This is a genomic window from Mycobacterium sp. NGS67, from assembly GCF_059812185.1.
This window is the reverse complement of sequence record NZ_JCALCF010000037.1, coordinates 1-26,746: the sequence shown is the minus strand read 5'-3', so window position 1 is coordinate 26,746 and position 26,746 is coordinate 1. Positions and strand designations below refer to the sequence as shown.

Sequence of the window (26,746 nt, the reverse complement as noted above, 5' to 3'; positions counted from 1 at the left end):
TTGGTCAGCCGTACGCTCGGCCACCGTCGGCTCCCTCGAGTCGCGGTTGCGTCACGGCACTTGAAAAGAACGGTAACGAATCTCCAACCTCTCGCCGTGTCGCGCGAAAATCAAGCCGTTGTTGTTCCAGCCACGTCTATGAGAGTCCCGGCCATGACTGACGAAACCTCGACGACGAGAGGGGGACTGTGCTCAAACGGTTGCGCGCTGTCCTCGTCGTGGTCGTCGCGGTCTGTGTGGGCGGCGGATTGGCCGTCGCAGATCCCGCCGGGGCCGCGGGCGTGACGTCGGCGACGTGCGAACAGCGAACGCTGGTGCTGACCGCCTTCCCGGCCGAGGCCGACGCCGTCTTGGCGCACACCACGCTGGACGCGAATCCCATTGCGATACATGACAATCAATATTTCTATCGCGGTTCGATCGCCGGCAAGAAGGTGTTCGTCGCCATGACCGGGATCGGCATGGTGAACGCCACCCGCGTCACCGAGACCGCGCTGAACCGGTTCACCTGCGCCTCCGGCGAGACCATCGCAGCGGTGTTGTTCTCCGGGGTCGCCGGAGGAGCCGGGCGGACCAGCATCGGCGACGTGGCCGTGCCCGCCCGGTGGAGCCTGGACAGCGGAGCGACGTTCGCCGCCGTCGATCCCGGCATGCTGGCTGCGGCGCAAGCGCTCACCGTCAACCTCAGCAGCGTCAACAACCTCGGCAATCCAATGTGCCTGTGCCGTCACGTCCCGACCGTCAAGCTGATCGATCTGAAACGGTCGCCGCAGCTGTTCGTCGGCGGCGACGGGTACAGTCATGACGCCAACAACGGCCAGGCCTTCCCGTGTGTACCCAACGGCGGCGACGTCTTCGGATGCCAACCATGCAGCCCGCCGGGGCGTTCCTTCTTCTACACCGGGAACTTTGTGCAGGCTATCGGGCCCTTCCTGACCAAAGGGTTGCTGAGCAACCTCAACATCCAGACCGCCGAGAATCCGGCCTTCGACGCGGTGGACCAGGAGACGGGCGCGGCGTTGGCGGTCGCCGCGGCGCACGGCGTCCCGTTCCTCGGCATCCGGGGCATGTCCGACGGGCCCGGTGACCCGCTGGGCCTGCCAGGCTTCCCGTTTCAGTTCTTCTTCTACAAGCAGATCGCCGCCGAGAACGCCGCCCGGGTAGTCGAGGGATTCTTGGGGACGTGGGCCGGAGCATGAAGTACTTTTGCGGCCATCGGCCTGACTAAGCGCTTCGCCCTACCCTGACGCGCCCCGCGAGGGTCCGCAAATGTACGGCAGAGCGCCCTTTTTCTGGCATTTTGCGGACTCTCGTGCACTCAGCGAACCCACCACGCCCTACTCTGTCCCGCGCTGCACAGGGCGTCCCGGCTCCGAACTCCACTCCGACCACGAACCGGGAAACAACGCGGCTTGATGGCCCGCGGCGGCCAGCGCGGCCACCAGAACGGTGGCGGTAACACCCGAGCCGCAATACGCGCCGACGAGCTCGTCCCGCCCAATTCCGCTGTCGGACAACCGTTGCGCGAGCGCCTCCTCGGAGAGAAACGCACCATCGTCGGACAGCAGAGTCATGAAGGGCAGGTTCTTCGCACCGGGGATATGGCCGGCCCGTGCGTCGGCAGGTTCGCTGTCGCCGCGGTAGCGTTCGGGGGCGCGCGCATCGAACAGCGGCAGCGCGCCCGCGCCGGCCTGCTCGGCGGTCAATGTGGGCAGGCCACCGGTATACAGATCCTCGTGTTGCACAACCACGTTCCCGGGCGCAGGATCCACCGCGCCGGCTTCGAGTCGGCCGCCCGATGCGCGCCATGCGGCCAGCCCCCCGTCTAGGATCCGCACGTCGGGCAGGCCCGCCGCGGTCAGCACCCACCACGCTCGTCCGGAGCCGGCCCGATTCCAGTCGTCGTACACCACCACCGGCACGCCCTGCCGAACCCCCCACCGCCGCAAGGCTTCCTGCACGCTACTGCCCGACGGCAGCGGGTGCCGGCCGCGCCCGTCGACGCTGTGGTCGCTGAGCTCGTCATCCAGGGACACATACACCGCGCCGGGAAGGTGGCCGTCCAGGTAGGCGGGTCGGCCGTCCGGGACGTCGAGTCGCCAACGCACATCGAGAATGCTCAGCGGTTCGCCCGACTCGACGAGGTCGGCCAGTTCGGTGGCGGTGATCAGGACGCGGTTCCGAGGTTGCACACGTTCACCTTAACGACCACTAACGCGGCCAGGCCTCCCAGCTGATCATGCTGCGCAGCGGCCCGGCGAACACCGGCCGCACCGCTGCCGAACGCCAGCGCTCCTCGACCAAAGACGCCACGGCCGCCGTCACGGCCAGCGGGTCGTCATCGATGTAGACGACGGTGACGTAGTGCGGGTCGGTACGCCACCCGCGGGGCGCCGGCTTCCACGTCGACCCGAACGTCCACGCCCCGGCGGTGCCCGGCGTGGCCAGCAGCGCCGGATAGTGTTCGGCGCGCAGCCATTCCAACCAGTGATCGGGGCGCTCGCCGGTTGGTTCTTCGACGATCAGCAGCACGCCGCGGTGCGGCCGCCACGGCACCACCTCCGCCGACACCAGGGCTTGCGGTGCCGAATGCCATTGCAGCAGGCGAAGTCCGGAGATCTGCAGCAGCGGGCGCATAGCCGGCATGCGGCCGTTCTCCCGCAGCGCCCGCCCGAGGTCGACGAAGTCGTCGACTGTCTCCGCGACGGGCTCGCCGACCAGATAGTGCACGACGTTGCCGATCTCACCCAGCGGACCATCCGACGCCAGAAGGTGGTCCCGGTCGGCGATCCAGCGCAACCCGTGCAGAATTCCCGGCAGTTGGAACTGCTCGGGCATGTGGTCCAGCAGGTGCCACCGCAGGTAGCTGCCGTCGTCACGCGGTGCTGCACCCGTGAAGCTGAAAATACCGGCCCGGACGCGGTTCACGAGACGTTCAGTTCCGCGAGCGCCTGCAGATTCTCCAGATAATGCTGCAGCGAGGTGCTGGCGAAGTTGGCGCTGACGATGGTCGCCCCATGCCCGACGGCCTCGGCGATGAGTTCGCGCGACCGCTCAGGGTCGTGGATCGGATCCAGCCTCCTGGCCGGCGCGAGGACAACGTCGAAGTCCGGGCGAATGTCGAAGCGGCTCAACCAGTCCCGCGCCTGTCGCAGACTCACCGAGAACGGTGTCCAGCCGTCGGCCAGGGTGACCGCACGGCGCAGCGACCGCAGGGTGCGCCCGCCCACCCAGATGGGGACATGATCCTGCACGGCACACGGGTCGACGAAAATGCCGCCGAACGAATAGAACTCGCCGCGGTAGGACGGCTCGCGGACCGACAGCGAGGCACGCAGGGCGCGCACCGCGTCGTCACCGCGGGCGCCACGGTCGTCGAACGGTGCACCGATCAGGTCGAATTCCTCTTTCAGCGAGCCCACGCCGACGCCCAGGATGAGCCTGCCGTTGCTGACCTTGTCCAGCGTGCCGTACCGCTTGGCGATCTCCAGCGGGTGATGGTAGGCCAGCACCAGCACGTTGGTAGCCAACCTGATTCGGCTGGTCTGGGCGGCCAGATAACCCAACGTCGGCAGCGGATCCCAATAGCGCACCCCGCGCCGTTCCTCTTCGGCGGCAGGCAGTGCGATGTGTTCGCTGCATGTCAGATGGTGATAGCCCAACCGATCCGCGGCCTCGGCGACGCGGGCGAGATCCTCGACCGACGCGGTCCGTTCCCAGTCGGCGTTCATGCCCGGGATCGTGGTGACCACCGGAGAGGAGATCGACAACTTTGCCGTCGGTGTGCTCATCGCGCTACATTCTAACAATGCTCGAATCAGTCCGGACGAGACGTCCATACGGCGAACTGGACCGCGGACAAGTGGTCTCTTCGCTGCACACGCTGGCCCGACGGGTCGGGGTGCAGCAGGTCACGATGCGCGAGCTGGCCGCCGAACTGGGGGCGGCGGTGCCGTCGGTGTACTACCACGTGCCGGGCAAACAAGCGGCCCTCGACCTGCTGGCGGAAGCGGTGCTGGCCGGCATCCCGGTGCCGCGGCAGGGGCCGTGGGACGTCAGGCTCGCCGAGTTGTATTGCACTGCAAGGGAAGCGTTGCTCGCGGTCCCGGGGATCGCCGGCATGCTGCAGACCGGCGGCGGCGGTGAGCAGGCGCGACGGCTGGACCGGCTCAGCCGCTCCCTGCTTGTCGAGGCGGGTCTCGCGAAACCGGTTGTGGCGGCGGCTCACACGGTGCTGTACACCTACCTGCTGGGGTCGGTCAGCCTGGAGGAGTCAGCGCCGGCCAAACGGCCGTCCGCCGCACGTTTCCGCGCCGGACTCGAGGTGATCATCGCCGGGATCAGGGCGTCATGACGGTTCCTCAGCTCGGCTCGGTGGTAGTCGAAAACCTGGACAGCCCAGCCGATCGCGACGCCGCCCGGGTGCTCGATCCGGACACTTTCGTCGTCGGCGCTCCGTTCGATGCGATGGCCCGGCTGCGGGCCCAGAACCCGGTGCATCCGGTGCAGTTGTCCGGGCTGCCCAGGGCGTGGCTGCTGACCCGGCACGCCGACGTGCGACTGGTCAGCCGCGACACCGACACGTTCACCAGCAGCAACGGCAACACCCTGATCCAGGTCGAGGCGGGCCCCACCTCGGCGATGCTGCCGGGCATCGACCCGCCGCGACACGTGCTCTACCGCAAGCTGATCAACCAGGGTTTCACCGCCCGCAACGTGCTGCGCCTGGAACCGCACATGCGCCGGGTGGCTCGCAACATCGTCGCCGACATCCGCGAGAAGGGCGAATTCGACGCTGTCCCAGACATTTCCGCGGAGATGTCACTACAGGTGATCGCCGACGTGCTCGGGGTGCCCGCCGAAGACCGGCTGGATGTCTTCCGGTGGAGCAATGCCATCGGAACCCTGGGCATCGAGGATCCCGACTATGCGCCCACCCCCGAGGCGCTCGGGCAAGCCGCCGCCGAGATGTTCACGTACTGCAACGATTTGGTGAAACATCGACGAAGGCACGGTCTGACCGACGACATCCTGTCGGCGCTGCTGGCCGCCGAGGTCGACGGCGAGAAACTCAACACCGAGCAGCTCAACGAGTTCTTCGTCCTGCTGGCGATCGCCGGCAACGAGACCACCCGCAACACCCTCAGCCACGGCATTCTGGCGCTGTCGCAGCACCCGGAACAGCAGGCCCTGCTCGCCCGTGACCCCGACGCTGTCAAAGCGGCGGTCGAAGAACTACTGCGATGGGCGACCCCGGTGCTCTACTTCCGCCGCACTGTGACCCGCGACGTCGAGCTCCGCGGGCAGCGCATCCCGGCCGGCGACTGGGTGCTGATGCACTATCTGTCGGCCAACCGCGACGAGGACGTGTTCGACCGGGCCGATGAATTCGACGTCACCCGAACCGATGCCGGGCATGCCGCGTTCGGCGGCGGGGGAGTGCACTTCTGCCTCGGTGCCCAGCTGGCCAGGCTCGAGCTGCGGGTGATGCTCGAAGAGCTGTATCCGAAGGTGCCCGGGCTCACCGTAACCGGCGAACCCGACCGGCTGCGGTCGTCGTTTTTCCATGGGATCAAACGACTTCCGTGCAGCACGGGATGATCAGCCGTACCGCCGAGCGTGAATCCTACGACGCAGCAGCGGCGTGTTACGCAGCCAGATTCACAGTCGCCGTAGTCAGTCCACGTCGGCCGGGCCGAGCAGTCGCACTTCCTCCAGATCCAGGGCGGCTTGCACTTCGCGCAGCACGATGTCGTCGATCAGGCGTTGGTCACGAAGCTCGGTAAGTGCTCGGCGTTTGCGCTCCAGCACGCGCAGCCGCACCGCACGGATCTGATCACCGGCTTCGGACAGACGGTTGCTGTCGTCGGAGTCGTCGCCACCGGCCTCGACCAGTAGAGCGTGCTCTTCGTACTCCTTCTGCAGGCGCGCCCGGATCTTCGGTCCGACACCGAGTTCTTCGGTGATCTCCGGTAGCGCCTCCAGCGCCGCTTGGGCGCCGCGGGTACGGGCCAGCTGCAGTTCGTCGGCGCGGGCGACGTCTTCGGGTAACCGCGCCCAGCGCACCACGGCGGGCAGGGTGCTGCCCTGAAGGAGCACGGTCACCAGAATCACGAAGGAGACGACGTAGATGATCAGGCTGCGGTTGGGGAAGGGGCCGCCGTTGAACGTTTCCAGGGGCACGGCCAGCGCCGCAGCCAGCGACACCGCTCCCCGAAATCCCGCCCAACTGGTGACGCAGCGCTGCCGGAAGTCCGGCTGCTGAATGTCGCGGTGCAAGCCCTTGTCCAGGGCGCGGCCCAGAAGCGTGGTCAATTCCACCCAGGCGAAGCGCGTCACGATCACCACGGCCGTGACCGCCAGGGCGAGATAGGTGGCGTGGCGGAGGCCGCCCCCACCGTCGACGATGGCGTGCACGTCGCCGGGAATCTGCACGCCGATGAACACCCACAGCGAGCCGTTGATCAGGAACGTCGAGATGTCCCAGAAGGCGAACGCCTGCAACCGGGATCGTGCCCGGATCACCCGCGGGCCGACATAGCTGATCACCAGCGCCGACACCAACACCGCGACCACACCGCTGCTGTCGAACTCGACGGCCAGCAGGAACGCCGCGAACGGGGTCAGCACGCTGAGGGCTCCCTCTTCGAGCGGCGCGTCGATGCGGCGACGCAGCAGCGTCACCAGGCCACCGACGATCAGTCCGGCGGCGATGCCGCCGAGATAGGAGTAGACGAATCGACCGGTCAACGCGAGCGGGCTGACCTCGTTGCCGCCGACGGCGACCGAGACGGTGACGCCGAACAGCACCAGCGCGGTGCCGTCGTTGATCAGGCTTTCCCCGCGCAATACGGTCAGCGCGCGGCGCGGCAGTTTCTTCGCCAGGCCGGCCACGGCCGCGGCGTCGGTGGGGGAGAGCACGGCGCCCAGCACCGCCGCCGCGTGTGATTCCATGCCCAGCGCACGCGCCGTCGAGGACACCGCGACCGCGGTGACGATCACCAGGCCGACGCTGGTCATCACGATCGGCCGCATGTTGGCCTTGATCTCGCGGAAGCTGGTGTTCAGGCTCTCCCAGTACAGGATCGCCGGCAGGAACAACAGCAGCACCAGTTCCCCGTCGATGTGAATGTGACCGAACCGCGGGATCAGCCCGAGCAGCGTGCCGAGGAAGATCAGCAGGACCGGGGGGCCGACGCGATAGCGCTGGCCCAGGACGGTGCCGACGACGACGGTGAATACCAGCGCGACGATGACGACAAGCGCAAACACCTGCCCATCCTTGCCTACGGCTCAGCGGCGGCTAGCTGCAGTCACAGCAGTCGCCGCAGTCGCAGCAGCAGCCGTCGCCGTCACAGCAGGAGTCGCAACAGCAATCGCACTCGCAGTCGCAGCAGCAGGCGTCGGTGCACCGGTCCCAGCAGCCGCGCTTCTTCTGCGGCTCGGGCGGCAGCTGACCGGGGGGCGGGTAGCCGCCCGGACCGTACATGCCGTATTGGTTGCCGCCGAAGTTGATGCCGTCCTGCTCGCCGTGCGGGCTTCCGTACGGGTAGTTGGCCGTCGGGACGGCGCCGGCGAACGTGCGGGAGACCGAGCGGCGCAATTCCTTGGTCAACAGCCGGCGCGGCAGCCGGCCGTCGGTGAAATCGACGTCGGCCAGGGCCAGTTCGATGCCGAGCACCGCGTCGTCGCACAGCTTGCGGACCTCGGTGACGGGAGTTCCAGTGGCGGCCAACGGATTCCACTTCCCGCGCGCCTGGTCGTCGTGGTAGTCCTCCACCGCGTCGAGCAGGTGCGCCACCCGCCCGAACAGCAGCCCGATCTCACGCAGCGGCGCCTCGTTGGTGAGGCGGCCCGCCAACACTGCGGTGTGGGCGAACGCTGCGGCCACGGCCGTCTCGGTGGGCTCCGTAACAGCCAGCAGCGAGCCGCCCGGCCCGGCCGTCTCCTCGAGTTCGACCTGCCGGTCCATCGCGGCCACCAGCACACCGGTGTCGAAGCCCAGGGTGTGGCCGGTGTCGGTGCCGCGGCGTACCCAGCTTTCGGCGATGCGCCGCGCGGCCGGTCGGATCGCCGCCACGCCGACCAGGCCGTCGCGGTCGTCGACGTGGTCGCGGACCTTCGCCGCCGCCAGCGCCAACGACACCACCGCCGCCAGGCGTACGCATTCACCGGTCGCCACGTCGGCGCGCTTCATGCCGCGCAGCGGGCACGGCCCGGCGGTGCGGCGGGTGGGCTTGGCCTCGGACTGAGCTTCCACAAGCAGCGAGACGATCAACCCGTCGTAGTTGGTCGCGATCCGCGCCGCCTGCCCGTAGTCGTCGCGCAGCGCCAGGCACAGGCCGCACAGTTGTGCTCGCCAAGCCGCAGTCAGTTCGCCGCCGAGCCGGTGACGGCAGGGCCGAATGATGCCAAACACGGATTGAAGCTACCCGACCAACTGCAGATTTGGGCAGATCTGTGGGCTCACGGCCTAGTGTTCGTCTTATGAGAATCACGCTGCTGGCATTCGCTGCCGTGCTCTTGCTGGTGGGTTGTTCGAGCCCGGGTGCGGCATCGACCAAGACCGTGGAAGTGTCCATGGACGATGTTCTGAAGCAAGGCAACATCATTCGTGAGGTCACACTTCGGACCGGCGACACGCTCACGGTGTCGCTCGGCGCCAACCACAGCACCCCGTACCGGTGGACGCCCGAGCCGAAGATCAGCGACGCCGCGGTCCTGAAGCAGGACAGTCATGAGTATTTCCGCGGCAACACCGACCGCATCGGTGCGCCCGGCACGGAGGTGTGGACGTTCACGGCGGCCAGGGCCGGGAAGACCAGCATCGTCACCAGTTACGGCCCGGTCACCGGCGATGGCGCGCCGTCGTGCACATTCACCGCGAATGTGACGGTGCAATAGCGATGACCGTCGACTTCCACTTCGACCCGATGTGCCCCTTCGCCTACCAGACTTCGCTGTGGATCCGCGAGGTCCGCGCGCAACTCGGGATCACCATCGACTGGCGGTTCTTCAGCCTGGAGGAGATCAACCGTGTCGAGGGCAAAAAGCATCCGTGGGAACGGGATTGGTCCTACGGGTGGTCGCTGATGCGGATCGGCGCTTTGTTGCGGCGCACCGGAATGGACCTACTCGATCGTTGGTATGCCGCAATCGGCCATGAGCTGCACACGCTGGGCGGCAAGCCGCACGATCCCGATGTCGCCCGACGACTGCTGGTCTCGATCGGCGCCCAAGCGTCGATTCTCGATGCGGCGCTTGCCGATTCGACGACGCACGACGAGGTGCGTACCGAACATCAGCGCGTCGTCGATGCCGGCGGGTTCGGGGTGCCGACGTTGTTTATGGACGGGCAGTGCCTGTTCGGGCCGGTGCTGGTCAATCCGCCTGTCGGACAGGATGCGGTGAAGTTGTGGGACGTGGTCACCGGCATGGCCGAGTTGCCCCACGTCTACGAATTGCAGCGGCCCAAGTCGGCCGCGGACGCCGAGCTGATCGGGCGCAGCCTGCGGCCTTATCTCGACGGGCGCGATTGGGTCAGCATCAATCGCGGCGAGGTCATTGACCTGGAGGGGCTTTCACACCATGGCGAGCGGTGAGATCTTGAGCCCGATTGCCAACGCGCCGGCCAGTTCTCGGCTGGTGTCGTAGTCAAAGATCACGTGCCCGCCCAGCACGTCGACGTCGCGTTTGGCCCGCTGCAACGGGTTGTCGAGGAAGTGCACGCTGGCGCCGGATGCTTCGAGCAGCTGGCTTATCACGGCACGCGACTCCTTGACGACGTGCGCGGCGGCCAGCCGGGCATCGGCTCGTACGGTGCGCGGAACCCGTTCTCCGGCTTGGAGAATCGCTTCGATGCGGCCGATGGTGTCGGCGGTCAGTCCGTGTAGAGCGCGCAGCCGGACCCTAGCTTCGCCCAACCTGGCCTGCGCTGCCGGTTTGTCTTTCTGCTTGCTGCCCTCGTAGGCGATGACCCGCTCCCCGAGGCGCTCGGCGAACAATTCGACGACCCGCTCGGCCGTGCCCAACGCCGGCATCGACGCCAGAAACGCGAGCGCGGGCACCATCGGCCAGCGGTAGAGCGTCGCGTCGTGCAAGACGGCTCCCGGTGCGGTGCCGCCGTAGATGTCGGTGACTTTGATCAGTCGGTGCTCGGGGACGAACACGTCGGTGATGACGATGTCATTGGATCCGGTGCCGCGCATGCCGTCGGTGTGCCAGACGTCGACGATCTGGTAGTCCTCGGCGGGCAGCAGCGCCAGGGCGGGATAGATCCCGTCGTCCGGGCCGCACAACGCGCCGACGATGGTCCAGTTCCCTTCCATCACACCGGTTGCCCACGACCAGCGCCCGGTGAGCCGGATACCCCCGTCGACCGGTGTGCCGCGCCCGGTCGGCGCCAGTGGGGATGAGGCCAGGAACGGTTGACTGGCGAAGCCGTCCTGCTGGGCTTGCTCGCCGAACAGCGCCAGCATCCAGTTGTGCAGGGTGAAGAATCCCGCGGTCCACGCGGTCGACGTGCACCCGTGCGCGAGGCGCCGGACCGGATCGAGGATCTGCTGGAAGTCGGCCTGGCGCCCGCCGTAGCGCGCCGGTTTGAGCAGGTCGAAGAGTCCTTCTTCGTTCAGTTCCTTGACGGTGTCGGCAGGTAACCGCCTTAGTTCCTCGGTCTCTTGGGCGCGGTGCCGGATCCGTTCGACGAGGTCCTCGCTGATCATGCACACACCATACCTTTTGGTATGTTCACCGGCGCAACATGAAGTCCAGGAAGTCCTCGTGGTGCAGCCACTTCTTGGGTGATGGACCGGCCAGGTGCAGCAGGCCGACACCGGCGGCGAACGTGGTGTGGGCACGCAGGTCAGCCTCGTCGTCGTCGAATCCGTACTCGCGGAACGCTTGTCGCACGGCGCTGAGGATTCGACGGTCGGAGGCGTGGACGGCGGCTGCGACGGTCTCGTCGGACCGGGCCCATTCGCGCATCGCCCGCTCCAGCGACCATTGCCGGGGCCGGACCAGCGACGCCATCATCCGGGACAGACGTTCGCGGGGCGGCAGATCGCGCGTTTCTTCGATGTCGCGACGGTCCTGGTCTTTGAGCTGCGCCCACGAGTCGATCAGCGCTTGGCGATAGGCGGCCATGTCGTCGAAGTGCCAGTAGAAGCTGCCTTTGGTGACGTTGAGGCGTGTGCACAGCCGGTCGAGTTTGAGCGCGTTGAGGCCGTCACCCGCGATGATCGCGTAGCCGGCCTGCAGCCAGTCGTCCATCGTCAACCGGGTGTTGGTAGCCACGGACCGCAGCCTACGTAGCGTCCCGGAAAAACGGGTAGCCCGGTGGGATGACTAGCTCGGATTCGCGTGTTGGTACCCGGTTTGGGCCTTACCAACTCCGCTCGCTGCTGGGTGCGGGCGGCATGGGCGACGTGTACCGGGCATACGACACCGAGCGGGATCGGATGGTCGCGTTGAAGCTGCTGCGCCGGGAGCTGGCCGACGACCCGTCCTTCCAGGAACGCTTCCGGAAGGAGTGCCGACTGGCGGCGCGGCTGCAGGAACCGCATGTCATCCCGGTGCATGACTTCGGCCAGATCGACGGCGTCCTGTTCATCGACATGCGCCTGGTCAAAGGCGGCACGCTGAAGGATCTGCTGCGTTCGCAGGGTGCCCTGGACCCGGTGCAGGCGGCGTCGATCGTGACTCAGGTGGCGTCGGCGCTGGACGCCGCGCACGCCGACGGGTTGGTGCACCGCGACGTCAAACCGGAAAACGTGTTGCTCACCGCCGACAACTTCGCCTACCTCGCGGACTTCGGGATCGCCCACATCGCCGGCGATGCGAACGTCACGGCCACCGGATCGGTGATCGGGTCGCGTCTCTACATGGCGCCCGAACGCTTCAGCGGCGACCGGGTCGGGCCGCAGACCGACGTCTACTCGCTGACGTGCGTGCTGTACGAGTGCCTCACCGGCCGGCCGCCGTTCGAGGAGTCCGAAGTGATTGCGGCACATCTGATGTCGCCGCCGCCGCGACCGAGCATCATGCGCCGCGGGATCGACCGCGCGTTCGACGGGATCGTGGCCACCGGTATGGCCAAACAACCCGCGGCACGGTTCGGTTCGGCAGGGGAGTTGGCGGCGGCGGTGCGTGCGGCGGCCGGGTCCGGTATGGCGCCCGTCGGGCCGAGCCCGCCCACACCTACCCGGCCGTTTTCGGTCCGCTACCCGAATCCGGAGGACAGTGGCTACAGCCCGTATCCTTTGGCGCCGGCTCCGGTTGTGGCTGGTCGACCCAGTCGGGTTCCCGTGCTGGTCGGGGGGTTTGCGGCGGTGATGTTGTTCGTCGCGGCGGTGCTGGCTGTGGTGCTGGCGTTCGGGAGCCGACCCGCGCGCGAGGTTGCCGAGCCCGTTTCGTCCGCGCCGACGACGCCGTCGCTGTCCCAGCCCGTCGACGGGGCCGACGGCTTGGGATTCATCGGCCACACCGCCCGCTGTGATCCGGGCAATCCGCCTGCCGCTGTGTTGCGCACCGCCCAGTCGCTCGTGGTGGTCTGTCAGAGCGGACCGCAGAGTTACTACTACCGCGGGGAGCGGATCAGCGACGGCGCCAACATCGAACTCGGCAATGCGGTGCGCACATCCGGCGGGTTCGACGTCACCAATCCGGCCAACGGTGTGCGCTACGAGGTTCGCCCACAACGACTTACGATCCTCAGCGGCAGCCACGTGGACTCCGCGGAACCCGTATTGCAGTACGCCACAGGGGTTTAACGTTTTGGGCCCTAGCACCGGGTGTCGCATCCGTCACTGCAGTCACTGGCGGAGAGCGTTTTCTCGAATGCCCGCCTCTCAGCGACAACAGGGTTTGTGGTGACTTGCGTTATGGCGTCAGTAGCGCCAAAATGGCGCCATGCCCAGCGTGCAGATCAAAGACGTCCCGGAAAGCACTCACCGAGTCCTGCGTGAACGCGCGGCGCGTGCACATCAGTCGCTTCAGGAATATCTTTTGACTCGCTTGATCGACGAGGCGAGTCGCCCCACGCTGGATGAGGTTTTTGACCGGGTGGCCAAGCACAGTGGTGGACGGGTATCGGTCAAGGCCGCCGTGGAGCACATCCGGGCCGACCGTGATCGTCGTTGATGCCAGTGTTTTGGCTGTAGCGCTGGGCGACGACGGGGATGACGGCTTGCGCTGCCGGCACCGGATAGTGGGCGAATCAATATTCGCCCCCGAACTCGTTGACCTCGAGGTGGTTTCGGTATGGCGTCGGCACGTCGGCGCCAAACTGATGACCGCGCGGCGGGCTTCCGCTGCGGTCGCAGACCTGGCGGATTTGCCGCTGCGTCGTTCCACTCATCAGCCGTTGCTGCCGCGCATCTGGGAACTGCGACACGTCGTTACACCCTACGACGCTGCGTACGTTGCGCTGGCCGAGCAGTTGGATGCACTACTGGTTACTGGTGATGCCCGCCTGTCACGTGCTTCCGGAATGCGCTGTGCGGTCGAGGTTGTAGTCGGTTGAGGCGCTCAACCCAGTCGGGCGCGGCTTACGCGAGCAATCCGCGGATGTCGTCGGCGGTAAGCGCGGAGCCGAACGCGTTACCGTCGTCGATCACGCTGGCGAAAAGTTTGGCTTTACGGGCGTTGAGGGCGACCACCTTGTCCTCGATGGTGTCGTGGGCAATGAGGCGGTACGCCATGACGTTACGGGTCTGACCGATGCGATGGGTGCGGTCGATTGCCTGGGCCTCGGTGGCCGGATTCCACCACGGGTCGAGCAGAAAGCAGTAGTCGGCCTCGGTGAGGTTCAGCCCGCACCCGCCGGCCTTCAGGCTGATCAGGAAAACCGGTACGTCTCCGTCCTTGAACTGCTGCACCACTGCTGCACGGTTGCGTGTTCGCCCGTCCAAATAGCGGTAGTTGATCCCCTCAGCGTCAAGGCGATCGCGGACCATGGCCAGAAACCGGGTGAACTGACTGAAGACGAGTGCCCGGTGGCCACCTTCGGTGACGTCGCGCAGCTGCTCGGTCAGCAGTTCGATCTTCGCGCTGGCCAGCCCCTCTTGAGCCGGGTCGACCAGCCCGGGATGCAGGGCCATCTGTCGCAACACGGTCAACGACTTGAGGATGGTGAATCGGTTGTGCTGCATGTCATCGAGCAGGCCAAGCACCTTCTGCCGCTCTCGTTGCAGTCGTTTGTTGTAAAGGGCGCGGTGCCGGGGCGGCAGCTCGACGTGCAGGATCTGCTCTTGTTTTGCCGGCAGCTCGGCAGCCACGAGCTCCTTGTTTCGGCGTTTGACCAGAGGTTTGATGCGACGACGGAACAGAGCCAACAGCTCTGGGTCCCCGGTCTTCTCGATCGGCTTGGCAAAGAAGTCGGCGAATGTCGTCGGGTTGGGGAACAGTCCAGGAGCGGTGATCGACAGCAGCGACCACAGCTCCATGAGGTTGTTCTCCAGCGGAGTTCCGGTGATCGCCAGCTTGAACGGCGCGGTCAACTTGCGAGCACACTGGTAGGTCTTGGCGTGACGGTTCTTCACGAATTGGGCCTCGTCCAAAATCAGGCCGGACCAGGCCGTCTTGGCGTAGGCGTCGAAGTCCAGTCGAAATAGCGTGTAAGAGGTGACCACAATGTGGGCGCCGGCCGCCAGTTCTTCGAGGTCGGCACCGGAGCGGCGCAGCGTGTCAGAGACAGGCACCACGGTCAGGTCGGGCGCGAACCGCGCTGCCTCGGTCGCCCAGTTCGCGACCACACTGGCCGGCGCTACCACCAGAAACGGCGCCATGTGCGGAATCTGTTGACGGACATGACAAATCAACGCCAGCGACTGGATGGTCTTGCCCAGACCCATGTCATCGGCGAGGATCCCACCGAGACCATGTGCATACAAAGTCGCCAACCAGGCGAACCCATCGGCTTGATACGGCCTGAGCGCGGCGTGCAGGCTGCTTGGCACCATCACTGGTCTCAGGCCGTTCAGCGCGCGCAGCCCCTCGGTCTGACGGCGCCACTCGTCGGCCTGGCGCGACACGACTCCGAGCTCGGCGAGTTCGTCGAACAACCCGACCTGGAATCGGCTGATCCGGGGTGGTCCGTCCTCGGCGTCGGTGAGTGCACGGGCCTCTTCGATGAGCTCGCGCAGCTTCACCAGCTCCGGTTTGTCCAGCGCGAAGTAGGCACCGCCGGGAAGCAGGAGGTGCGACTGCCCCGACGCGAGCGCGGTGAACACGCTCGCAAACGAAACCTGTTTTCCTTCGATGCTGATCGTGACACCAAGGTCGAACCAGTCCGTCTCACCGGACGTCGCGTCCGTCGTCACCGCGATGACCAGGGAGCCGCTCGCCTCTCGGTAATCCACCTGGTCGCCGAACATCTCCAGCGCGACGTCGGGTAGCTCGGCCAGCAACGGTTGAATTTCGGTGGCGAACCGCATGGTTTCGAGGCCGGACAACCTCACGCCGGTGATCAGCGTTCCTTCGGCGGTGCGCAGCCCCACTTGCTCCACCGGAGCTTCGATGCTGCAGGCGAGCATGTTCTCCGCTTCCAGATCGCGATAACCCAGGTGTTCGGATGCGCCGATCGGCACGCGAAAGTCGTTGTCGCTTATCCGGTATAACCACTCCCAGGTCAGTTCGAGCTCATGCTCAGGCTGGTAGTCGGCGCGCAGGACCAGCGTCGGCCCAATGATCTCCGGCAGTATGAACGACTCGTCCGATGACATCACCGTGGTGATCTGGCGCAATCTCGGGTAGTAGTCTGCGGCGAAGCGCGGTCCCTGGTCGGCGGGAACTATCAGGGCTTCAGCACCGAGTGCCATGCGCTGCAACGCTTCCGGTGCCGGCTTATCCAGCCGGGCAAGACACAATCCGTTGTCGTCGTATACCACGCCATGACCAGACGAGCCGATGAACGCCAGCGGCTGCCCCGTGACGCCGCCGACCCGAAGCACAGGTTCGACGGCGAGATCGCCCGTCTCGCCGACCGTGACGTCCAAGCACATCAGCGCATTCGCGGACACCGGTACATCCTGTTGAGTCCCACCCTGGATCAGCCGCACCCCGGCTTGGCGTGCCTCGTCCAGCAGCGGCCACAGCTGCGGTGATCCGAAGTGCGACAGCGAGATTGACTTCGCGTCGCTGTGGACATAGCTTCTGTACGAATAGCTGTAATAGCCAGCGGAATGCGAGATCGACGATCGATAGGTCGCATAGAGCTGTCGCAACACCCCTACCTGAGTGTCGGAATAGCCGAAGCCGCCTAGCACGTGCAGCCTTGCCCAGCTCAGATCCCCGGCCACCCAGCGGCCGCGCTTTCCCTGGCGAACGAGTCGTGCGTCCAGGGTCCGCCACGACCCGTTCGCCGTCAGGGTCAGCTCGATCGCCAGCGGCGTCCCGGTGTTGGCGTCTGTCGAAACCGCGGGCAGCAGTGCATCCAGTGAGTGTTGCCACGCCGCCTGGTTCGTACGGTGGGCACCTGGCATTGCAGCCTCCGCTACGGCGATGGCGAGTGCTGCGACGTGCTTACAGGACCGGTGTACGGGGCAACTGCAGAACCCGTATTGGACGCCCCAGATATCGGCGTCTCGCGGCCGAAGCTGCATCAAGGTTGCGTAGGTGCGGCCCTGGCTACCTCGCACACTTCCGGCAAGGTTCTGCAGCTCTGGGTCCCACGCGCAATTCAGCACCCGACCCTCATTTGCATAGGCCTGCCCGCGGGCGTAGGCAGGCTCGCCAACCAGCTTGAGCGCGCTGGCAAGGTCGATCGAGGGATACTTCCGTGACTGCATGCCCGCACGGTAACGACACGGTCTGACAAGTAGGTCGAGGCATGCCGCGTGACAGCCGGAAATGGTGCAGATGAGGTTGAAGAGGTTTTGGCCTGCGATGTGGCGATGTTATTCGTTTCCGAACACAACCCCCCGGGTTCAGGATCCCAGCCGGGTCGAAGCTCTCTTTGATACGCCGCAACAGCGCGACCTTGGCCGGATCTTCGAGCTTCACAAAGTAGGGCGTCTTGGCGCGGCCCAGCCCGTGCTCACCGGAGATCGCACCACCCAATTGCATTGCCAGCGCGAAGATGTCGGTCATCAGCTGCTTTCGCTTCGCACCGTCCTGGCACAGTATCGCCAGATGCACATTGCCGTCCCCGGCATGCCCGCACCCGGCCACCGCGGCACCGGTGGCGGCCGCGAGATCGCGTGCAACAGAGAGGAACTCGGGCATGGCACCGCGCGGCACAACGGTGTCGACGATGTCGTCGGCACCGATCGTCTTGGCCGTCCAGAACGCCCTTTCACGCGCCTCGATCAACCGGCGCGCCGCACCGCCGTCGAGCACATAGGCGTCGACCGCGCCCAAATCGGCAAGCAGTTCACCCGTCCGCTGCACATCCTCGTCCAACCGATCCGGCGTCCGGTTCTCCAGTGCCACAACCAGATACGCCTGACAACTGTCGCGGATCTGGTCGGGTATGCCCAGCTCGAGGTTCTGAGTATGGATGATCGCGGCCATCGTCATGTTGTCGATGTATTCGAGAATGTAGGGCGCCAATCCACCAGCCAACACGGCAGGCACCGCCGTCATCACCTGGGCGAGATCGGCGAAAGGAGCGAGCACGGTGGCGCTGTGGTCGAGCTTCGGATGCAGTTTGACGATCACCTCGGTTGCCAGCGCCAGCGTGCCCTCGGAGCCGACAATGAGCTGGGTCAAGTCGTAGCCGGTGGACACCTTGGCGATCTTGCCGCCGGTGCGGATGATCTCACCCGTCGGCAACACTGCCTGCAGCCCGAGGATGTTGTGCCGGGCGACCCCGTACTTGACCGCCCGCATCCCGCCGGCGTTGGTGCCGACGTTGCCGCCGACGCTCGACGACAACTCACCCGGGTACACCATGTAGCGCAGACCGGTTCCCTCGGTGGCGGCGTCCAGGTCGGTCAGCGTGACCCCGGGCTGGACGACGGCGACCTGGTTGGTGGTGTCGATCTCCAGGACCTTGTTCATCCGCTCGAACGAGATCACCAAGCCGTCGGGGTGCGGGCGTGCGGCGCCGGACAGACCGGACCCGGACCCGCGGGCCGTCACCGGGACCTTGTGCTCGGCCGCGATTTTCAGTAGTTCGGCGACTTCGTCGGCGGTGGCCGGCTTCGCGACATACAAAGGCTTGATCGGCGGTAGCGACAATTCCTCGTCGTGCGAGTAGTCCTCGGGAATCGCGTCGCCGGTCAGCAAGTTGTGGTCGCCGACGATCTGCGCCAAACGCATCGCAATGTCACCCACAGCAGGTCAATCTATCGTCCAATCGGCCCATCTGGTTGAGGACTTCCGGCCCTGACCCCACCGGCCTTCGCGGCGAATAGTGAGCCGCATGGAGCGATTGTCAGCCTTGGATGCAGCTTTCCTCGAAGTCGAAGACTCCGATCCACACGTCAGTCTGGCGATCGGCGGTGTGTCGATCATGGAAGGACCCGCACCGAGCTTCGACGAATTCGTCGCCGCCTTTTCCGAGCGGGCGCAGAGCATTCCGCGTTGCTCCCAAGTGCTGCATACACATTCACTCGACCTCGGTTCGCCCGAGTGGGTGGACGATCCGCATTTCGACATCTCCCGGCACCTGCATCACGTGGCGTTGCCGCAGCCCGGCGGCGACGAGGAACTGTTCGAGGTGATCGCCAGTGTGATGGGGCACCGGCTGGACCGCGACCGTCCGCTGTGGGACTGCTTCGTCATCGAGGGTCTGCGCGAAGACCGGTGGGCCGTGCTGACCAAGCTGCACCATTGCATCGCCGACGGCATCGCCACCACTCGCATGCTGGCCAAATTCGGCGACGACGGCGACATGGCGTCGTTCGCCACCGATATCCGCGCCGCCAAGGAACCCGAACAGCGTGGGCTCTGGCGGCCCAGCCTCAACCCGCTGAACTGGGCCCGCGGCGCATTCGGCGCGGTTGCTAGTGCCGAACATATGGCGGTGGGTGCTCTCGAGCTGACTGCCAACCTGTTCAACTCCGCGCCGCGGACGTCGTTGAGCGGACCCGTCACGGCGATGCGGCGGTTCAATGCCGCGCGGGCGCGACTGTCCGATCTGCACGAGGTGGCTCAAGCGTTCGACGTGACGCTCAACGACGTGGCGCTGGCGGCCATCACGCACGGCTACCGGCGGGTGCTGCTCGACCGCGGCGAACATCCCGCACGCAACTCGCTGCGCACGCTGGTGCCGGTCTCGGTGCGCGGCATGAATCACTTCGACATGACCGACAACCAGGTGTCGGCGATGCTGCCGCTGCTGCCGGTGGACGAGGACGACCCGGTGACACAGCTGGAGCTGGTGCACGACCGATTGACAGCGGCCAAGGGCAGCGGACAGCGCGAGGGCGGCAACGCCCTGTTCTCGGCCGCCCGGAATGTGCCGTTTGCGTTGTCGGCGTGGATGGTTCGGTTGCTGAGTCGGCTGCCGCAACGTTCCGTGGTCGCGTTGGCGACCAACGTCCCCGGTCCGCGGGCCGAGCAGAAGCTGCTCGGACGTCGGGTGCTGGAGATGTTGCCGATCCCGCCGATCGCGCTGCAATTGCGCACCGGCGTCGCGATGGTCAGCTACGCCGACAACTTCGTCTTCGGCATCACCGGTGACTACGACACCGCGCCCGACGTGTCGGCGCTGGCGGCCGGGATCGAGGAGGGTGTGGCCCGGCTGGTCGCGGCGAGCCGGCGGCTGCGGGTCAAGCGCGGGGCTGCGGTGTGAAGGTGACCGGTAGTCTGGCCAGCCCGGTCATGTTCGGGTTGCCGAGGTAGTACTGGACGTCGTCTTCGGCTACGCGCCGGTTGACCTGCGGGTCGTGGCACGCTTACATCACCCTGGCAGTCGATGCCGTCTGTGGAGTCGGGTTCGTATTTGTGGGCGAAGGTGTCGCCGGCTCGTGCCGCCTGGCTGACGGCCTGATAGCTGGACAGGAACCGAACGCCGCCGTAGTTGCGGTTGCAGGCGACCGGGCATTTGTGTCTTCGCTCGGCGCTGATGTTGAGTTCGTTGAGGTTGAAATCGTCTGAGTGGTGGTCGAAGTCGACCGTGGCGTCAGGGCGCGGTGCCATCGAAAGCCTCATCGGTCTTCAGGTCGCATGCCGGCTATTAGGCTATCTTTGCGTTATTGCGCTTGGGTGCCCGGCTTGAAGGTGGTGGACGTCATCGAGGACTGGGCGGCGGGAGCGACCATCGGCGGCATTACCATTCCGGAGCTGCCCGATCTCGCCCGCATGCGCCGGGAGAGGTATGCCCGGTTGCAGTCCGAGCTGGCGGCCCAGAAGTTGGACGGTCTGGTGCTGTTGACGTCCAGTGCGGTGGCGTATGCGACGGGTGCCGCGACGCCGGCGATGGACGGCGACCGGGCGGCGCTGTTCCGCGCGGTGGCCATCGTGGTCAAGGGTGAGCCGATGCCGCATCTGTACTCGATGTTCGGCGACGGAGTGCCCCTCGGCGTGCATCTGCATCCACCGCTGTTTCCCGACCTGGAAGACGGGATCTCGGAATTCAGTGCGGCGTTGTCGGACCATTTCTCGGCCGGCGCCCGGGTGGGGATCGACCACTTCTCGCACGCGATGATCCGTGGCTTGCAAGGTGTTTCGTGGGCAGACTCATCGGGAATCATGGGCAAGGTCAAGGTGATCAAGACGGTGGACGAGGTCGCCTGTATCCGCCAGGCGCAACGGCTCAACGAACTGGCGATGGAAGATGCGTTGCGGGCGTTGCGCGTCGGCGTGCGACAGACCGACCTGAGCGCGGTATTCCTGCGGCGAATCTTCGAGCTGGGTGGGTCGGCGGGCGGGACCGACCCGATCTGGCAGGTGATGGCCCCGTCGCTGGACTCAGGTCCTTGGACCTCCCACGGTGATCTGGCGTACCCGACCGTGACCACCGACCGGTTCCTTCGGTACGGCGACGTGATCTGGGCGCACACCGCGATCACATGGGAGGGATACGCGTCGAACTACGGTCGGACCTGGGTGGTGGGACGGGAACCGAATGCCGCTCAGCGCGGGCAGTTTCGTCGGTGGCGGTCGGTGATCGATGCTTGCCTGGATGTATTGGCGCCGGGGGTGTCTGCTCTGGAGCTTTGTCGGGCGGCTGTGGCGGCCAACGGCGGAGCGCGGCCGTGGATCTCGCACTTTTATCTGGCGCACGGGGTGGGTGTCGATAGTGCCGAAATGCCCTTGATCGGAACCGATCTCGGGGACGAGTTCGATGCGCAACTGAGTCTGCAGCCAGGCATGGTGCTGGTGCTGGAGCCGGTGATCTGGGAAGACGGTGCCAGCGGATATCGGGCGGAAGATATTGTGGCCGTGACGGATCGGGGCTGGGTGAAGCTTTCCGGTCCCGACTATGCTCCCTTCGGAAGTGTTCCATGAGTCCGGTGCCGCGTGACCCCGGGGTGCGTCTGGGGGTTTCCAGCCTCGAAGATGGCGCGCGGATCGACTTCGGCTGGCTACGTGGTGAGCGGCGGTTGAAGATTCTGGCGGGCATGGAGACTCATGATCTGGACGCGCTGATTCTGGGTCGTTCGGGCAACGTGCACTACGTGTCAGGGGCCCGGTGGCTAGGGCGGGCCGGGGTGCTGCCGTTCGCGCCGCTGGCTGTTGTGGTCAGGTCTTCTGGGCACGTGCATCTGCTGCGTTCGTGGGATGAGGGGGTGCCGCCGGAGATCGCTCGTGAGGATCTGTATCCGTTGAGCTGGAATCCGATGAAGGTGATGGAGTCGCTGATGTCGATTCCGGGGCTTCGGGAGGCGCGGCGGATCGGCACCGACGGGATGACGGCATCGTTCGTGTTGCTCGCCGGGATGGCCGGCATGTCGGATTTCCTGGACGCCGGCCCGGTGCTGGAGGCCGCTCGCAGCGTCAAGACAGCGGAAGAAATCACGTGTCTGGAAGTGGCGGCGGCTATTTCGGAATCCGCTCTGGGGGCAATGGAGGCCGCCTTGCAGCCCGGTGTTTCTGAGCGGGAGCTGCTCGGGGTCTACTACTCTGCGGTGGCGTCGCTCGGTGCTCCGGTTGCGCCTACTGAAAGTGTCTGTTTCGCAACGGCTTTGCGTGGTTCGGTCCCTTTTCGCTTCCTGGCTTCGGATCGTCCGGTGCGGGAAGGGGAGTTGGTGGTGCTGGCGCCTTCGGCCCGGTATGCGGGATACGAGGCGGGGCTGGCGTGTACGCGGATGGTCGGCGGGTCGCGGTCGGTTCGTGCTGCCGCGCTGTCTTCCTCTTGCGGATCGGGATTGGATGCGTTGGTGGCGGCGTGCCGCCCGGGTGCTACCGGTGCCTCGCTATATCGGGCTTGGGAACGGCTCGGGTTCGGAACCCCTGGTGTGTTGCTGGCACACGGGCTGGGGCTGGGAGCCGAGCCGCCGGTGATCGGGCTGGGGCGCGGACGGGATTCGGTCTTGGAGGAGGGGATGGTGTTGAGCGTGCAGTCCTGGGTGACGCAGCCTGGGGTGGGGGGCTGTCTGGAACGGGCGACCGTACTGATTTCGGCTGGCGGCCCTCAGGTTCTGTCGCGGTACGGGAGGTTGTAATGGGTTCGCAGCCAGTCGTTTTCAACCACGTCGGTCTCGTTGTTCGGGACCGTGCTGCGTCCCGGCGCTTCTACGAGGAGGTACTCGGGTTTCAATTCTGGTGGGAGATCGAACCGCCGGACGATCGGACATCTCAGCTCATCGGGTTGCCCGAACCGTTAGGGACGCACGCGACGTATCTCGTGCTCGGTTCGTTCGTGTTGGAGTTGATCGATTATTCGGCGCGTGAGGTGCACGCCGGGTCGGAGCGGACGATGGATCAGGTTGGGCTGTCTCATCTTTCGTTCTCGGTGTCGGATCTGCCTGCGGTGTTGGGTCGGGTTGCTTCGTTTGGAGGAACCGTTGTGGAGGGGTCCGTCGGGGAGGGAATGGCGATGGTGCAGGATCCGGATGGGCAGTTGTTGGAGGTGCTGGGGGATGGGTGGTTGGGGGTGCTGCCGGCGCGGCCATAGCGCACGAGTTGAAATCACTGAGGTCTTAGCAAGCTTATGTCAGCCGAGCGGAGATGGAGCCGACAGATATTTGCGCGTTCGCGGCAAATGCGCGGAATCAGCGACCGAGATGTGCGTCGGTCGGCGACAGGGCACGCTTATGACTGGGCCCTGCGGGCAGATAATTATGCGCGGAGATGAAGAGTGACTGACCTCAGCGCCGAGGCGTGCAGGAAGGCGCTTCACTTTCTGCGCCTGCGGGTGCAGCTATCAACGGTGCTTAGGCTATGCGCTCGATAGAGACTGATTCATCCTGGGTAACCTACGGCTGATGCAGGCAGAGACAAGGACACTGACCCAGTTGTTTCAGCTGGACGTACGGTATGTCATCCCGCTCTATCAGCGGCCCTACGTATGGACCGAAGAACGGCAGTGGTCGCCGCTGTGGGACGACATCGCTACCGTGGCAAACCACGTCTTGCTTGAGGGCGCAAGCGCGAAGTCACCTGTTCATTTTCTAGGTGCGATTGTCATTCAGCAAGAGGAGAATCCTCCAGGTTCCCCACAGCGGTTTCTGGTAATCGACGGGCAGCAGCGCCTGACAACCCTGCAGCTGCTGTTGGCTGCAGCAGCCCGAACCGCAGAGTTGAGCGGGTGCCCCGACGAAGGAAAGTTGATGCGGCGGCTAACCGTGAACGATCCTCTTCTGGCAAAGGATGAGGAACGTTTCAAGGTTTGGCCCACAAATGCGAACCGCGCTGCATTCGCGACAGTGATGGAATCGGACGGGGCGCCGGATGGACTAGGGAGAAGCTCGGGCAACGAAGTTAAAGAGGCCTACGAATTTTTCTGTCAACAGATTCAAGCGTGGGTGTCCGAGGACATCGATGAGGAATCGGACTTGTCTCCGAGTAAACACTTCGCGGCGCTACGCGTTAGCCTCAGCGACTTGTTGAAGCTGGTGTCAATTCGGTTGGAAGATGGTGACAGTCCGCAGGTCATCTTTGAGACACTCAACGGTCGTGGCACGCCACTTATCGCGTTAGATCTGCTGAAGAACGCAGTTTTTCTTGAGGCAGCTCGTGAACAGGTTGACACCGACGGACTCTATAACGCTCATTGGGCACCGGAACTCGATCGTGATTATTGGCGCGAAGATCGGCGAGCTGGACGTCTTTTCACGAAGAATGGCGACATGTTCCTGCAGTATTGGCTCGTAGCCGAACTGGCTGAACCCGTGCCATCGACTGAACTCTTCGACATGTTCCGCAAGCGTATTCTCCAGCCTGCGACGTGCCCGCCGATGGCCGACCTCATTCCCACACTCGCCCGCGACGCGGCCACCCTACGACAGTTCCAATCGGCTGAGGCGGGCAGTCCCGAACGTCGGTTCGTCGAGCTGCTTGAACTGCTCGACACCACGACCTTGATGCCAATTGCGCTGCTGCTATTGCGCTCTGACCAGTTATCTGCCGAGCGGCGCGCGCATGCCTACGCGATACTCGAGAGTTTCCTTGTACGAAGAATGCTCTGCGGCTGGACTACTAAGAATTACAACCGGCTAGCGGCCGCTTTGGTCGGCGAGATTAAGAAGGACATAACCCATGCGGACACTGTCCTCCAGAGCCGGCTGGCCTCGGAGACCGCCCCAGCAAACCGATGGCCGCGCGATGACGACCTTCACGCGGCCCTGCGCAACAAGGACGTGTATGGTCAGCGTCGCCAAGACCGATTGGTAATGGTGCTCTGGCGAATCGAAGAGCATCTACGCAACGTCGACAATAAGGCCGAACAAGGGCTTGCGGCCCCAAGCAAGCTCACGCTTGAGCATCTCATTCCGCAGGCGTGGGAATCGTACTGGGCGCTCGACGCCTCCCAGGATGACCCAACCGCGTGGCGAATTGCACATCTTCACAAGCTTGGCAACCTGACCCTGACCGCAGGTCCTCTCAACTCGAGCCTCTCGAACCTGCCCTGGCATGCGCCCGAAAAGCCAAAAGACAAGCGGCGCAGCCTGGTACAGCACAGCTTGCTCAAACTCAACACCAGTGTTGTCCACGACTATCCGGAGCACTTCGACGAACACGCGATCGATGAACGCGGTAAACTACTGGTCGATCTGATCACGCAACTTTGGCCTGCGCCGCCGTCTATCGTGACGGCTAATAGACCCGCATCGGATCCCCCTACCGCAGCTACGGGCGAGTCTGCTAGCCAGAACTTATCTTCGCAACCAACGGTTGCGATCAGCCGCGATGTCATTACCGCAGATCCAATGGATGTGAAGTCCCAGCTGTACTGGGACTTCTGGAAGCAGTTTCGTGACCGAGTGGCCACCGAGCACCCCGAGTGGACAGGACGAGCGGGACCCTCAAGAACTGCCAGCAATTCCTGCCTACCCGCCGGCACGACAGGGGCCATCCTTTGTTCGGTCTTTAAGCGCGACGGCTTGCGTCTTGAGCTTGCCTTCACACGTCCCGACCCCGCGGTCAACCTCGCTCGCCTCAATGCCTTGCGGGGAAATAAGGACCAGTTCGAGCAGGAACTGGGCGAGAGTGCCAAGTGGGACGAGATGCCGGGCAAGAAGGACACCCGGGTGTATGTAGTGTCGCACTTCCGAAGCATCGATGACCGCGATCAATGGCCAGCGATGATGGGTTGGCTAATCGACCGACATATGCGGTTCAAACGAGCAATTCGAGCGGTCGGAGGTTTAGAGGCGCTGGGCGAGGTCTAGCGTCGTTATGTTATGTAACTAAATGGCCCGGCACGGTGACGCTACAAGCCGTATTTTCTTAATGCCACGCCTACATACGCTGCATAGTTCCAGGCAGTTTGCATTAGGCAGCCGTGAGACCGAGCCATTAGAATGGCATGCACGCCGGCATACTAATGCAACCGCCGCGATAGGACGGCGGCAAAGGGTTGAGTTCTTCTGGTAGTTGTCGGGGCTGAGTGCCAATTCGAAGCGCATCGTCTGGCGGACTCCGAAACCCGAGAATCGCAGTGACGCTGAATATTGAGCAAAAATAGATTCTCCTGCATGAGGTTCCGGCGTCAAGTCCGGTGGCAGGCAACGAAGCCTTTGGCTAATAGACGTCCCAAGTACTAGGTCGCCTCATCTGCACAGCCCGCGAGCCGACCCTCCTTGCCCGCGCAACTAGTTGAAGCAAGACCTAGAGCAGTGCTGGATCATCGACCTGCACCCGCGATGTCGTGGCAGTCCGCTAACGTCCGATTCGTGTACCCGGGGATCTACGAATCGTTGCTCACGGTTCAGCTCGAAGACGAGCTAAATCGGCGGGAAGATCTTGTTGCCAAGTACGGCTTTGTCGACGATGCGGAGCAGGCGCTGACCATCGCGCGTCACCTTGTGCCGATCGTCGCGCGCGCCATGCAAAGAGCGCGCACTGCTGAGGACCGCGTCGAAATTGTTCGACGAATCTTGGAGGTCCTGCCCGACGCAGAAGTTGAGGAGGAGGCGCTGCGTCAGGTCGAGCCCGGCAAGATTATGCGGCTCGACGAGGTAGCGGAGTCGAGTGCTCTGGGTAGTACTCGTTTGCCGCGGCCAGCTACTCCGTTTTCGGACGCTGCACTCATGACGAATGCACGTAACGAACCGACCTTGGCCGCGGAACTTCGTGCCGAACTCGCAAGCGCCGACCAGGTCGATCTGCTTTGCGCTTTCATCAAATGGCAAGGTCTCCGTTTACTTGAGGACCAACTGAACGAACTGCGCCAACGCGATATCCCGTTGCGTGTGAT

At 64.8% G+C, this 26,746-nt stretch carries 21 protein-coding genes and 3 pseudogenes; 14 read left to right on the top strand and 10 right to left on the bottom strand.

Features of this window, described 5'->3' with window-relative positions; genetic code table 11:
* Positions 1-188: 188 nt before the first annotated feature.
* A complete protein-coding gene (locus AC5Y4D_RS24200) occupies positions 189-1,199 on the top strand; it encodes a phosphorylase family protein (protein WP_500038410.1) in 1,011 nt (336 codons plus the stop codon).
* 138 nt (positions 1,200-1,337) lie between these two features.
* Here the strand turns inward: AC5Y4D_RS24200 and AC5Y4D_RS24195 are convergent, their stop codons facing one another.
* Genes AC5Y4D_RS24195 through AC5Y4D_RS24185 form a run of 3 tightly spaced genes read right to left on the bottom strand, consistent with a single transcriptional unit; the run spans position 1,338 to position 3,791 of the window.
* Positions 1,338-2,192: a sulfurtransferase gene (locus AC5Y4D_RS24195; protein WP_500038409.1), complete on the bottom strand. Its 855-nt coding sequence runs from the start codon at positions 2,190-2,192 to the stop codon at positions 1,338-1,340.
* 19 nt (positions 2,193-2,211) lie between these two features.
* The gene (locus AC5Y4D_RS24190) at positions 2,212-2,928 is read right to left on the bottom strand and encodes a hypothetical protein (protein WP_500038408.1); all 717 of its coding nucleotides are present in this window, start codon (positions 2,926-2,928) and stop codon (positions 2,212-2,214) included.
* The gene (locus AC5Y4D_RS24185) at positions 2,925-3,791 is read right to left on the bottom strand and encodes an LLM class F420-dependent oxidoreductase (protein ID WP_500038407.1); all 867 of its coding nucleotides are present in this window, start codon (positions 3,789-3,791) and stop codon (positions 2,925-2,927) included. Before AC5Y4D_RS24185 ends, AC5Y4D_RS24190 begins: the two co-directional genes overlap by 4 nt.
* A 17-nt stretch (positions 3,792-3,808) precedes the next feature.
* Here AC5Y4D_RS24185 and AC5Y4D_RS24180 point away from each other — a divergent pair, with 17 nt between their 5' ends.
* The gene (locus AC5Y4D_RS24180; RefSeq protein ID WP_500038406.1) at positions 3,809-4,354 is read left to right on the top strand and encodes a TetR/AcrR family transcriptional regulator; all 546 of its coding nucleotides are present in this window, start codon (positions 3,809-3,811) and stop codon (positions 4,352-4,354) included.
* Positions 4,351-5,601 (top strand): cytochrome P450, encoded by a 1,251-nt coding sequence (locus tag AC5Y4D_RS24175; protein ID WP_500038405.1) that lies wholly within the window; start codon positions 4,351-4,353, stop codon positions 5,599-5,601. The genes AC5Y4D_RS24180 and AC5Y4D_RS24175 overlap by 4 nt, the downstream gene beginning before the upstream one ends.
* A 75-nt stretch (positions 5,602-5,676) precedes the next feature.
* On the opposite strand, the gene AC5Y4D_RS24170 is transcribed toward AC5Y4D_RS24175, so the two are convergent.
* Together AC5Y4D_RS24170 and AC5Y4D_RS24165 are read right to left on the bottom strand one after the other, a co-directional pair.
* Positions 5,677-7,272 (bottom strand): Na+/H+ antiporter, encoded by a 1,596-nt coding sequence (locus AC5Y4D_RS24170; RefSeq protein ID WP_500038404.1) that lies wholly within the window; start codon positions 7,270-7,272, stop codon positions 5,677-5,679.
* 31 nt (positions 7,273-7,303) lie between these two features.
* Positions 7,304-8,419, bottom strand: a complete 1,116-nt coding sequence (locus AC5Y4D_RS24165; RefSeq protein WP_500038403.1) for a DUF5685 family protein — start codon at positions 8,417-8,419, stop codon at positions 7,304-7,306.
* A 68-nt stretch (positions 8,420-8,487) separates the two neighbouring features.
* On the opposite strand from AC5Y4D_RS24165, the gene AC5Y4D_RS24160 reads away from it, so the two are divergent.
* Positions 8,488-8,904 (top strand): protease inhibitor I42 family protein, encoded by a 417-nt coding sequence (locus tag AC5Y4D_RS24160; RefSeq protein WP_500038402.1) that lies wholly within the window; start codon positions 8,488-8,490, stop codon positions 8,902-8,904.
* Between the two features lie 2 nt (positions 8,905-8,906).
* Positions 8,907-9,602: a mycothiol-dependent nitroreductase Rv2466c family protein gene (locus AC5Y4D_RS24155; RefSeq protein ID WP_500038401.1), complete on the top strand. Its 696-nt coding sequence runs from the start codon at positions 8,907-8,909 to the stop codon at positions 9,600-9,602.
* Here the strand turns inward: AC5Y4D_RS24155 and AC5Y4D_RS24150 are convergent.
* Together AC5Y4D_RS24150 and AC5Y4D_RS24145 are read right to left on the bottom strand one after the other, a co-directional pair.
* Positions 9,582-10,721: an acyl-CoA dehydrogenase family protein gene (locus AC5Y4D_RS24150; RefSeq protein WP_500038400.1), complete on the bottom strand. Its 1,140-nt coding sequence runs from the start codon at positions 10,719-10,721 to the stop codon at positions 9,582-9,584. The genes AC5Y4D_RS24155 and AC5Y4D_RS24150 overlap by 21 nt on opposite strands.
* A gap of 25 nt (positions 10,722-10,746) precedes the next feature.
* The gene (locus AC5Y4D_RS24145) at positions 10,747-11,268 is read right to left on the bottom strand and encodes a TetR/AcrR family transcriptional regulator (RefSeq protein WP_499946098.1); all 522 of its coding nucleotides are present in this window, start codon (positions 11,266-11,268) and stop codon (positions 10,747-10,749) included.
* A gap of 71 nt (positions 11,269-11,339) precedes the next feature.
* Here AC5Y4D_RS24145 and AC5Y4D_RS24140 point away from each other — a divergent pair, with 71 nt between their 5' ends.
* The 3 genes from AC5Y4D_RS24140 to AC5Y4D_RS24130 all read left to right on the top strand — a co-directional run bounded on the left by AC5Y4D_RS24140 (position 11,340) and on the right by AC5Y4D_RS24130 (position 13,519).
* A complete protein-coding gene (locus tag AC5Y4D_RS24140; protein ID WP_500038399.1) occupies positions 11,340-12,767 on the top strand; it encodes a serine/threonine-protein kinase in 1,428 nt (475 codons plus the stop codon).
* Positions 12,768-12,906: 139 nt separating this feature from the next.
* Complete coding sequence (locus AC5Y4D_RS24135) at positions 12,907-13,137, top strand: FitA-like ribbon-helix-helix domain-containing protein (protein WP_500038398.1); 231 nt, start codon at positions 12,907-12,909, stop codon at positions 13,135-13,137.
* Entirely contained in the window at positions 13,043-13,519 is a 477-nt protein-coding gene (locus tag AC5Y4D_RS24130) for a type II toxin-antitoxin system VapC family toxin (protein ID WP_500038397.1), read from the top strand. Before AC5Y4D_RS24135 ends, AC5Y4D_RS24130 begins: the two co-directional genes overlap by 95 nt.
* Before the next feature lie 25 nt (positions 13,520-13,544).
* Here AC5Y4D_RS24130 and AC5Y4D_RS24125 read toward each other — a convergent pair whose 3' ends face one another.
* Positions 13,545-16,784: a DEAD/DEAH box helicase gene (locus AC5Y4D_RS24125; RefSeq protein ID WP_500038396.1), complete on the bottom strand. Its 3,240-nt coding sequence runs from the start codon at positions 16,782-16,784 to the stop codon at positions 13,545-13,547.
* A gap of 108 nt (positions 16,785-16,892) precedes the next feature.
* Positions 16,893-18,258 (bottom strand): annotated as a pseudogene (locus tag AC5Y4D_RS24120) (FAD-binding oxidoreductase).
* 103 nt (positions 18,259-18,361) lie between these two features.
* Here AC5Y4D_RS24120 and AC5Y4D_RS24115 point away from each other — a divergent pair.
* A complete protein-coding gene (locus AC5Y4D_RS24115) occupies positions 18,362-19,735 on the top strand; it encodes a WS/DGAT/MGAT family O-acyltransferase (RefSeq protein WP_499990432.1) in 1,374 nt (457 codons plus the stop codon).
* Positions 19,736-19,809: 74 nt separating this feature from the next.
* On the opposite strand, the pseudogene AC5Y4D_RS24110 reads toward AC5Y4D_RS24115, so the two are convergent.
* Positions 19,810-20,094: pseudogene (locus AC5Y4D_RS24110) on the bottom strand (cytochrome P450); the annotation flags it as partial.
* 54 nt (positions 20,095-20,148) lie between these two features.
* On the opposite strand from AC5Y4D_RS24110, the gene AC5Y4D_RS24105 reads away from it, so the two are divergent.
* The 5 genes and pseudogenes from AC5Y4D_RS24105 to AC5Y4D_RS24085 all read left to right on the top strand — a co-directional run.
* The gene (locus tag AC5Y4D_RS24105) at positions 20,149-21,393 is read left to right on the top strand and encodes a M24 family metallopeptidase (protein ID WP_500038395.1); all 1,245 of its coding nucleotides are present in this window, start codon (positions 20,149-20,151) and stop codon (positions 21,391-21,393) included.
* Positions 21,390-22,550: a M24 family metallopeptidase gene (locus tag AC5Y4D_RS24100; protein ID WP_500038394.1), complete on the top strand. Its 1,161-nt coding sequence runs from the start codon at positions 21,390-21,392 to the stop codon at positions 22,548-22,550. Before AC5Y4D_RS24105 ends, AC5Y4D_RS24100 begins: the two co-directional genes overlap by 4 nt.
* Positions 22,550-23,002, top strand: a complete 453-nt coding sequence (locus tag AC5Y4D_RS24095) for a VOC family protein (RefSeq protein ID WP_500038393.1) — start codon at positions 22,550-22,552, stop codon at positions 23,000-23,002. Before AC5Y4D_RS24100 ends, AC5Y4D_RS24095 begins: the two co-directional genes overlap by 1 nt.
* Positions 23,003-23,312: 310 nt before the next feature.
* Positions 23,313-25,718: a DUF4268 domain-containing protein gene (locus AC5Y4D_RS24090; protein ID WP_500038392.1), complete on the top strand. Its 2,406-nt coding sequence runs from the start codon at positions 23,313-23,315 to the stop codon at positions 25,716-25,718.
* 504 nt (positions 25,719-26,222) lie between these two features.
* Positions 26,223-26,746, top strand: a pseudogene (locus AC5Y4D_RS24085) (DUF3427 domain-containing protein); the annotation flags it as partial.

What these genes read in the sequence shown, in the direction of transcription:
- AC5Y4D_RS24185 (WP_500038407.1), bottom strand. Translation starts at nt 3,791, where the DNA reads ATGAGCACACCGACGGCAAAGTTGTCGATCTCCTCTCCGGTGGTCACC.
- AC5Y4D_RS24180 (WP_500038406.1), top strand. Translation starts at nt 3,809, where the DNA reads ATGCTCGAATCAGTCCGGACGAGACGTCCATACGGCGAACTGGACCGC.
- AC5Y4D_RS24175 (WP_500038405.1), top strand. Translation starts at nt 4,351, where the DNA reads ATGACGGTTCCTCAGCTCGGCTCGGTGGTAGTCGAAAACCTGGACAGC.
- AC5Y4D_RS24160 (WP_500038402.1), top strand. Translation starts at nt 8,488, where the DNA reads ATGAGAATCACGCTGCTGGCATTCGCTGCCGTGCTCTTGCTGGTGGGT.
- AC5Y4D_RS24155 (WP_500038401.1), top strand. Translation starts at nt 8,907, where the DNA reads ATGACCGTCGACTTCCACTTCGACCCGATGTGCCCCTTCGCCTACCAG.
- AC5Y4D_RS24150 (WP_500038400.1), bottom strand. Translation starts at nt 10,721, where the DNA reads ATGATCAGCGAGGACCTCGTCGAACGGATCCGGCACCGCGCCCAAGAG.
- AC5Y4D_RS24145 (WP_499946098.1), bottom strand. Translation starts at nt 11,268, where the DNA reads ATGGACGACTGGCTGCAGGCCGGCTACGCGATCATCGCGGGTGACGGC.
- AC5Y4D_RS24140 (WP_500038399.1), top strand. Translation starts at nt 11,340, where the DNA reads ATGACTAGCTCGGATTCGCGTGTTGGTACCCGGTTTGGGCCTTACCAA.
- AC5Y4D_RS24135 (WP_500038398.1), top strand. Translation starts at nt 12,907, where the DNA reads ATGCCCAGCGTGCAGATCAAAGACGTCCCGGAAAGCACTCACCGAGTC.
- AC5Y4D_RS24130 (WP_500038397.1), top strand. Translation starts at nt 13,043, where the DNA reads ATGAGGTTTTTGACCGGGTGGCCAAGCACAGTGGTGGACGGGTATCGG.
- AC5Y4D_RS24125 (WP_500038396.1), bottom strand. Translation starts at nt 16,784, where the DNA reads ATGCAGTCACGGAAGTATCCCTCGATCGACCTTGCCAGCGCGCTCAAG.
- AC5Y4D_RS24115 (WP_499990432.1), top strand. Translation starts at nt 18,362, where the DNA reads ATGGAGCGATTGTCAGCCTTGGATGCAGCTTTCCTCGAAGTCGAAGAC.
- AC5Y4D_RS24100 (WP_500038394.1), top strand. Translation starts at nt 21,390, where the DNA reads ATGAGTCCGGTGCCGCGTGACCCCGGGGTGCGTCTGGGGGTTTCCAGC.
- AC5Y4D_RS24095 (WP_500038393.1), top strand. Translation starts at nt 22,550, where the DNA reads ATGGGTTCGCAGCCAGTCGTTTTCAACCACGTCGGTCTCGTTGTTCGG.
- AC5Y4D_RS24090 (WP_500038392.1), top strand. Translation starts at nt 23,313, where the DNA reads ATGCAGGCAGAGACAAGGACACTGACCCAGTTGTTTCAGCTGGACGTA.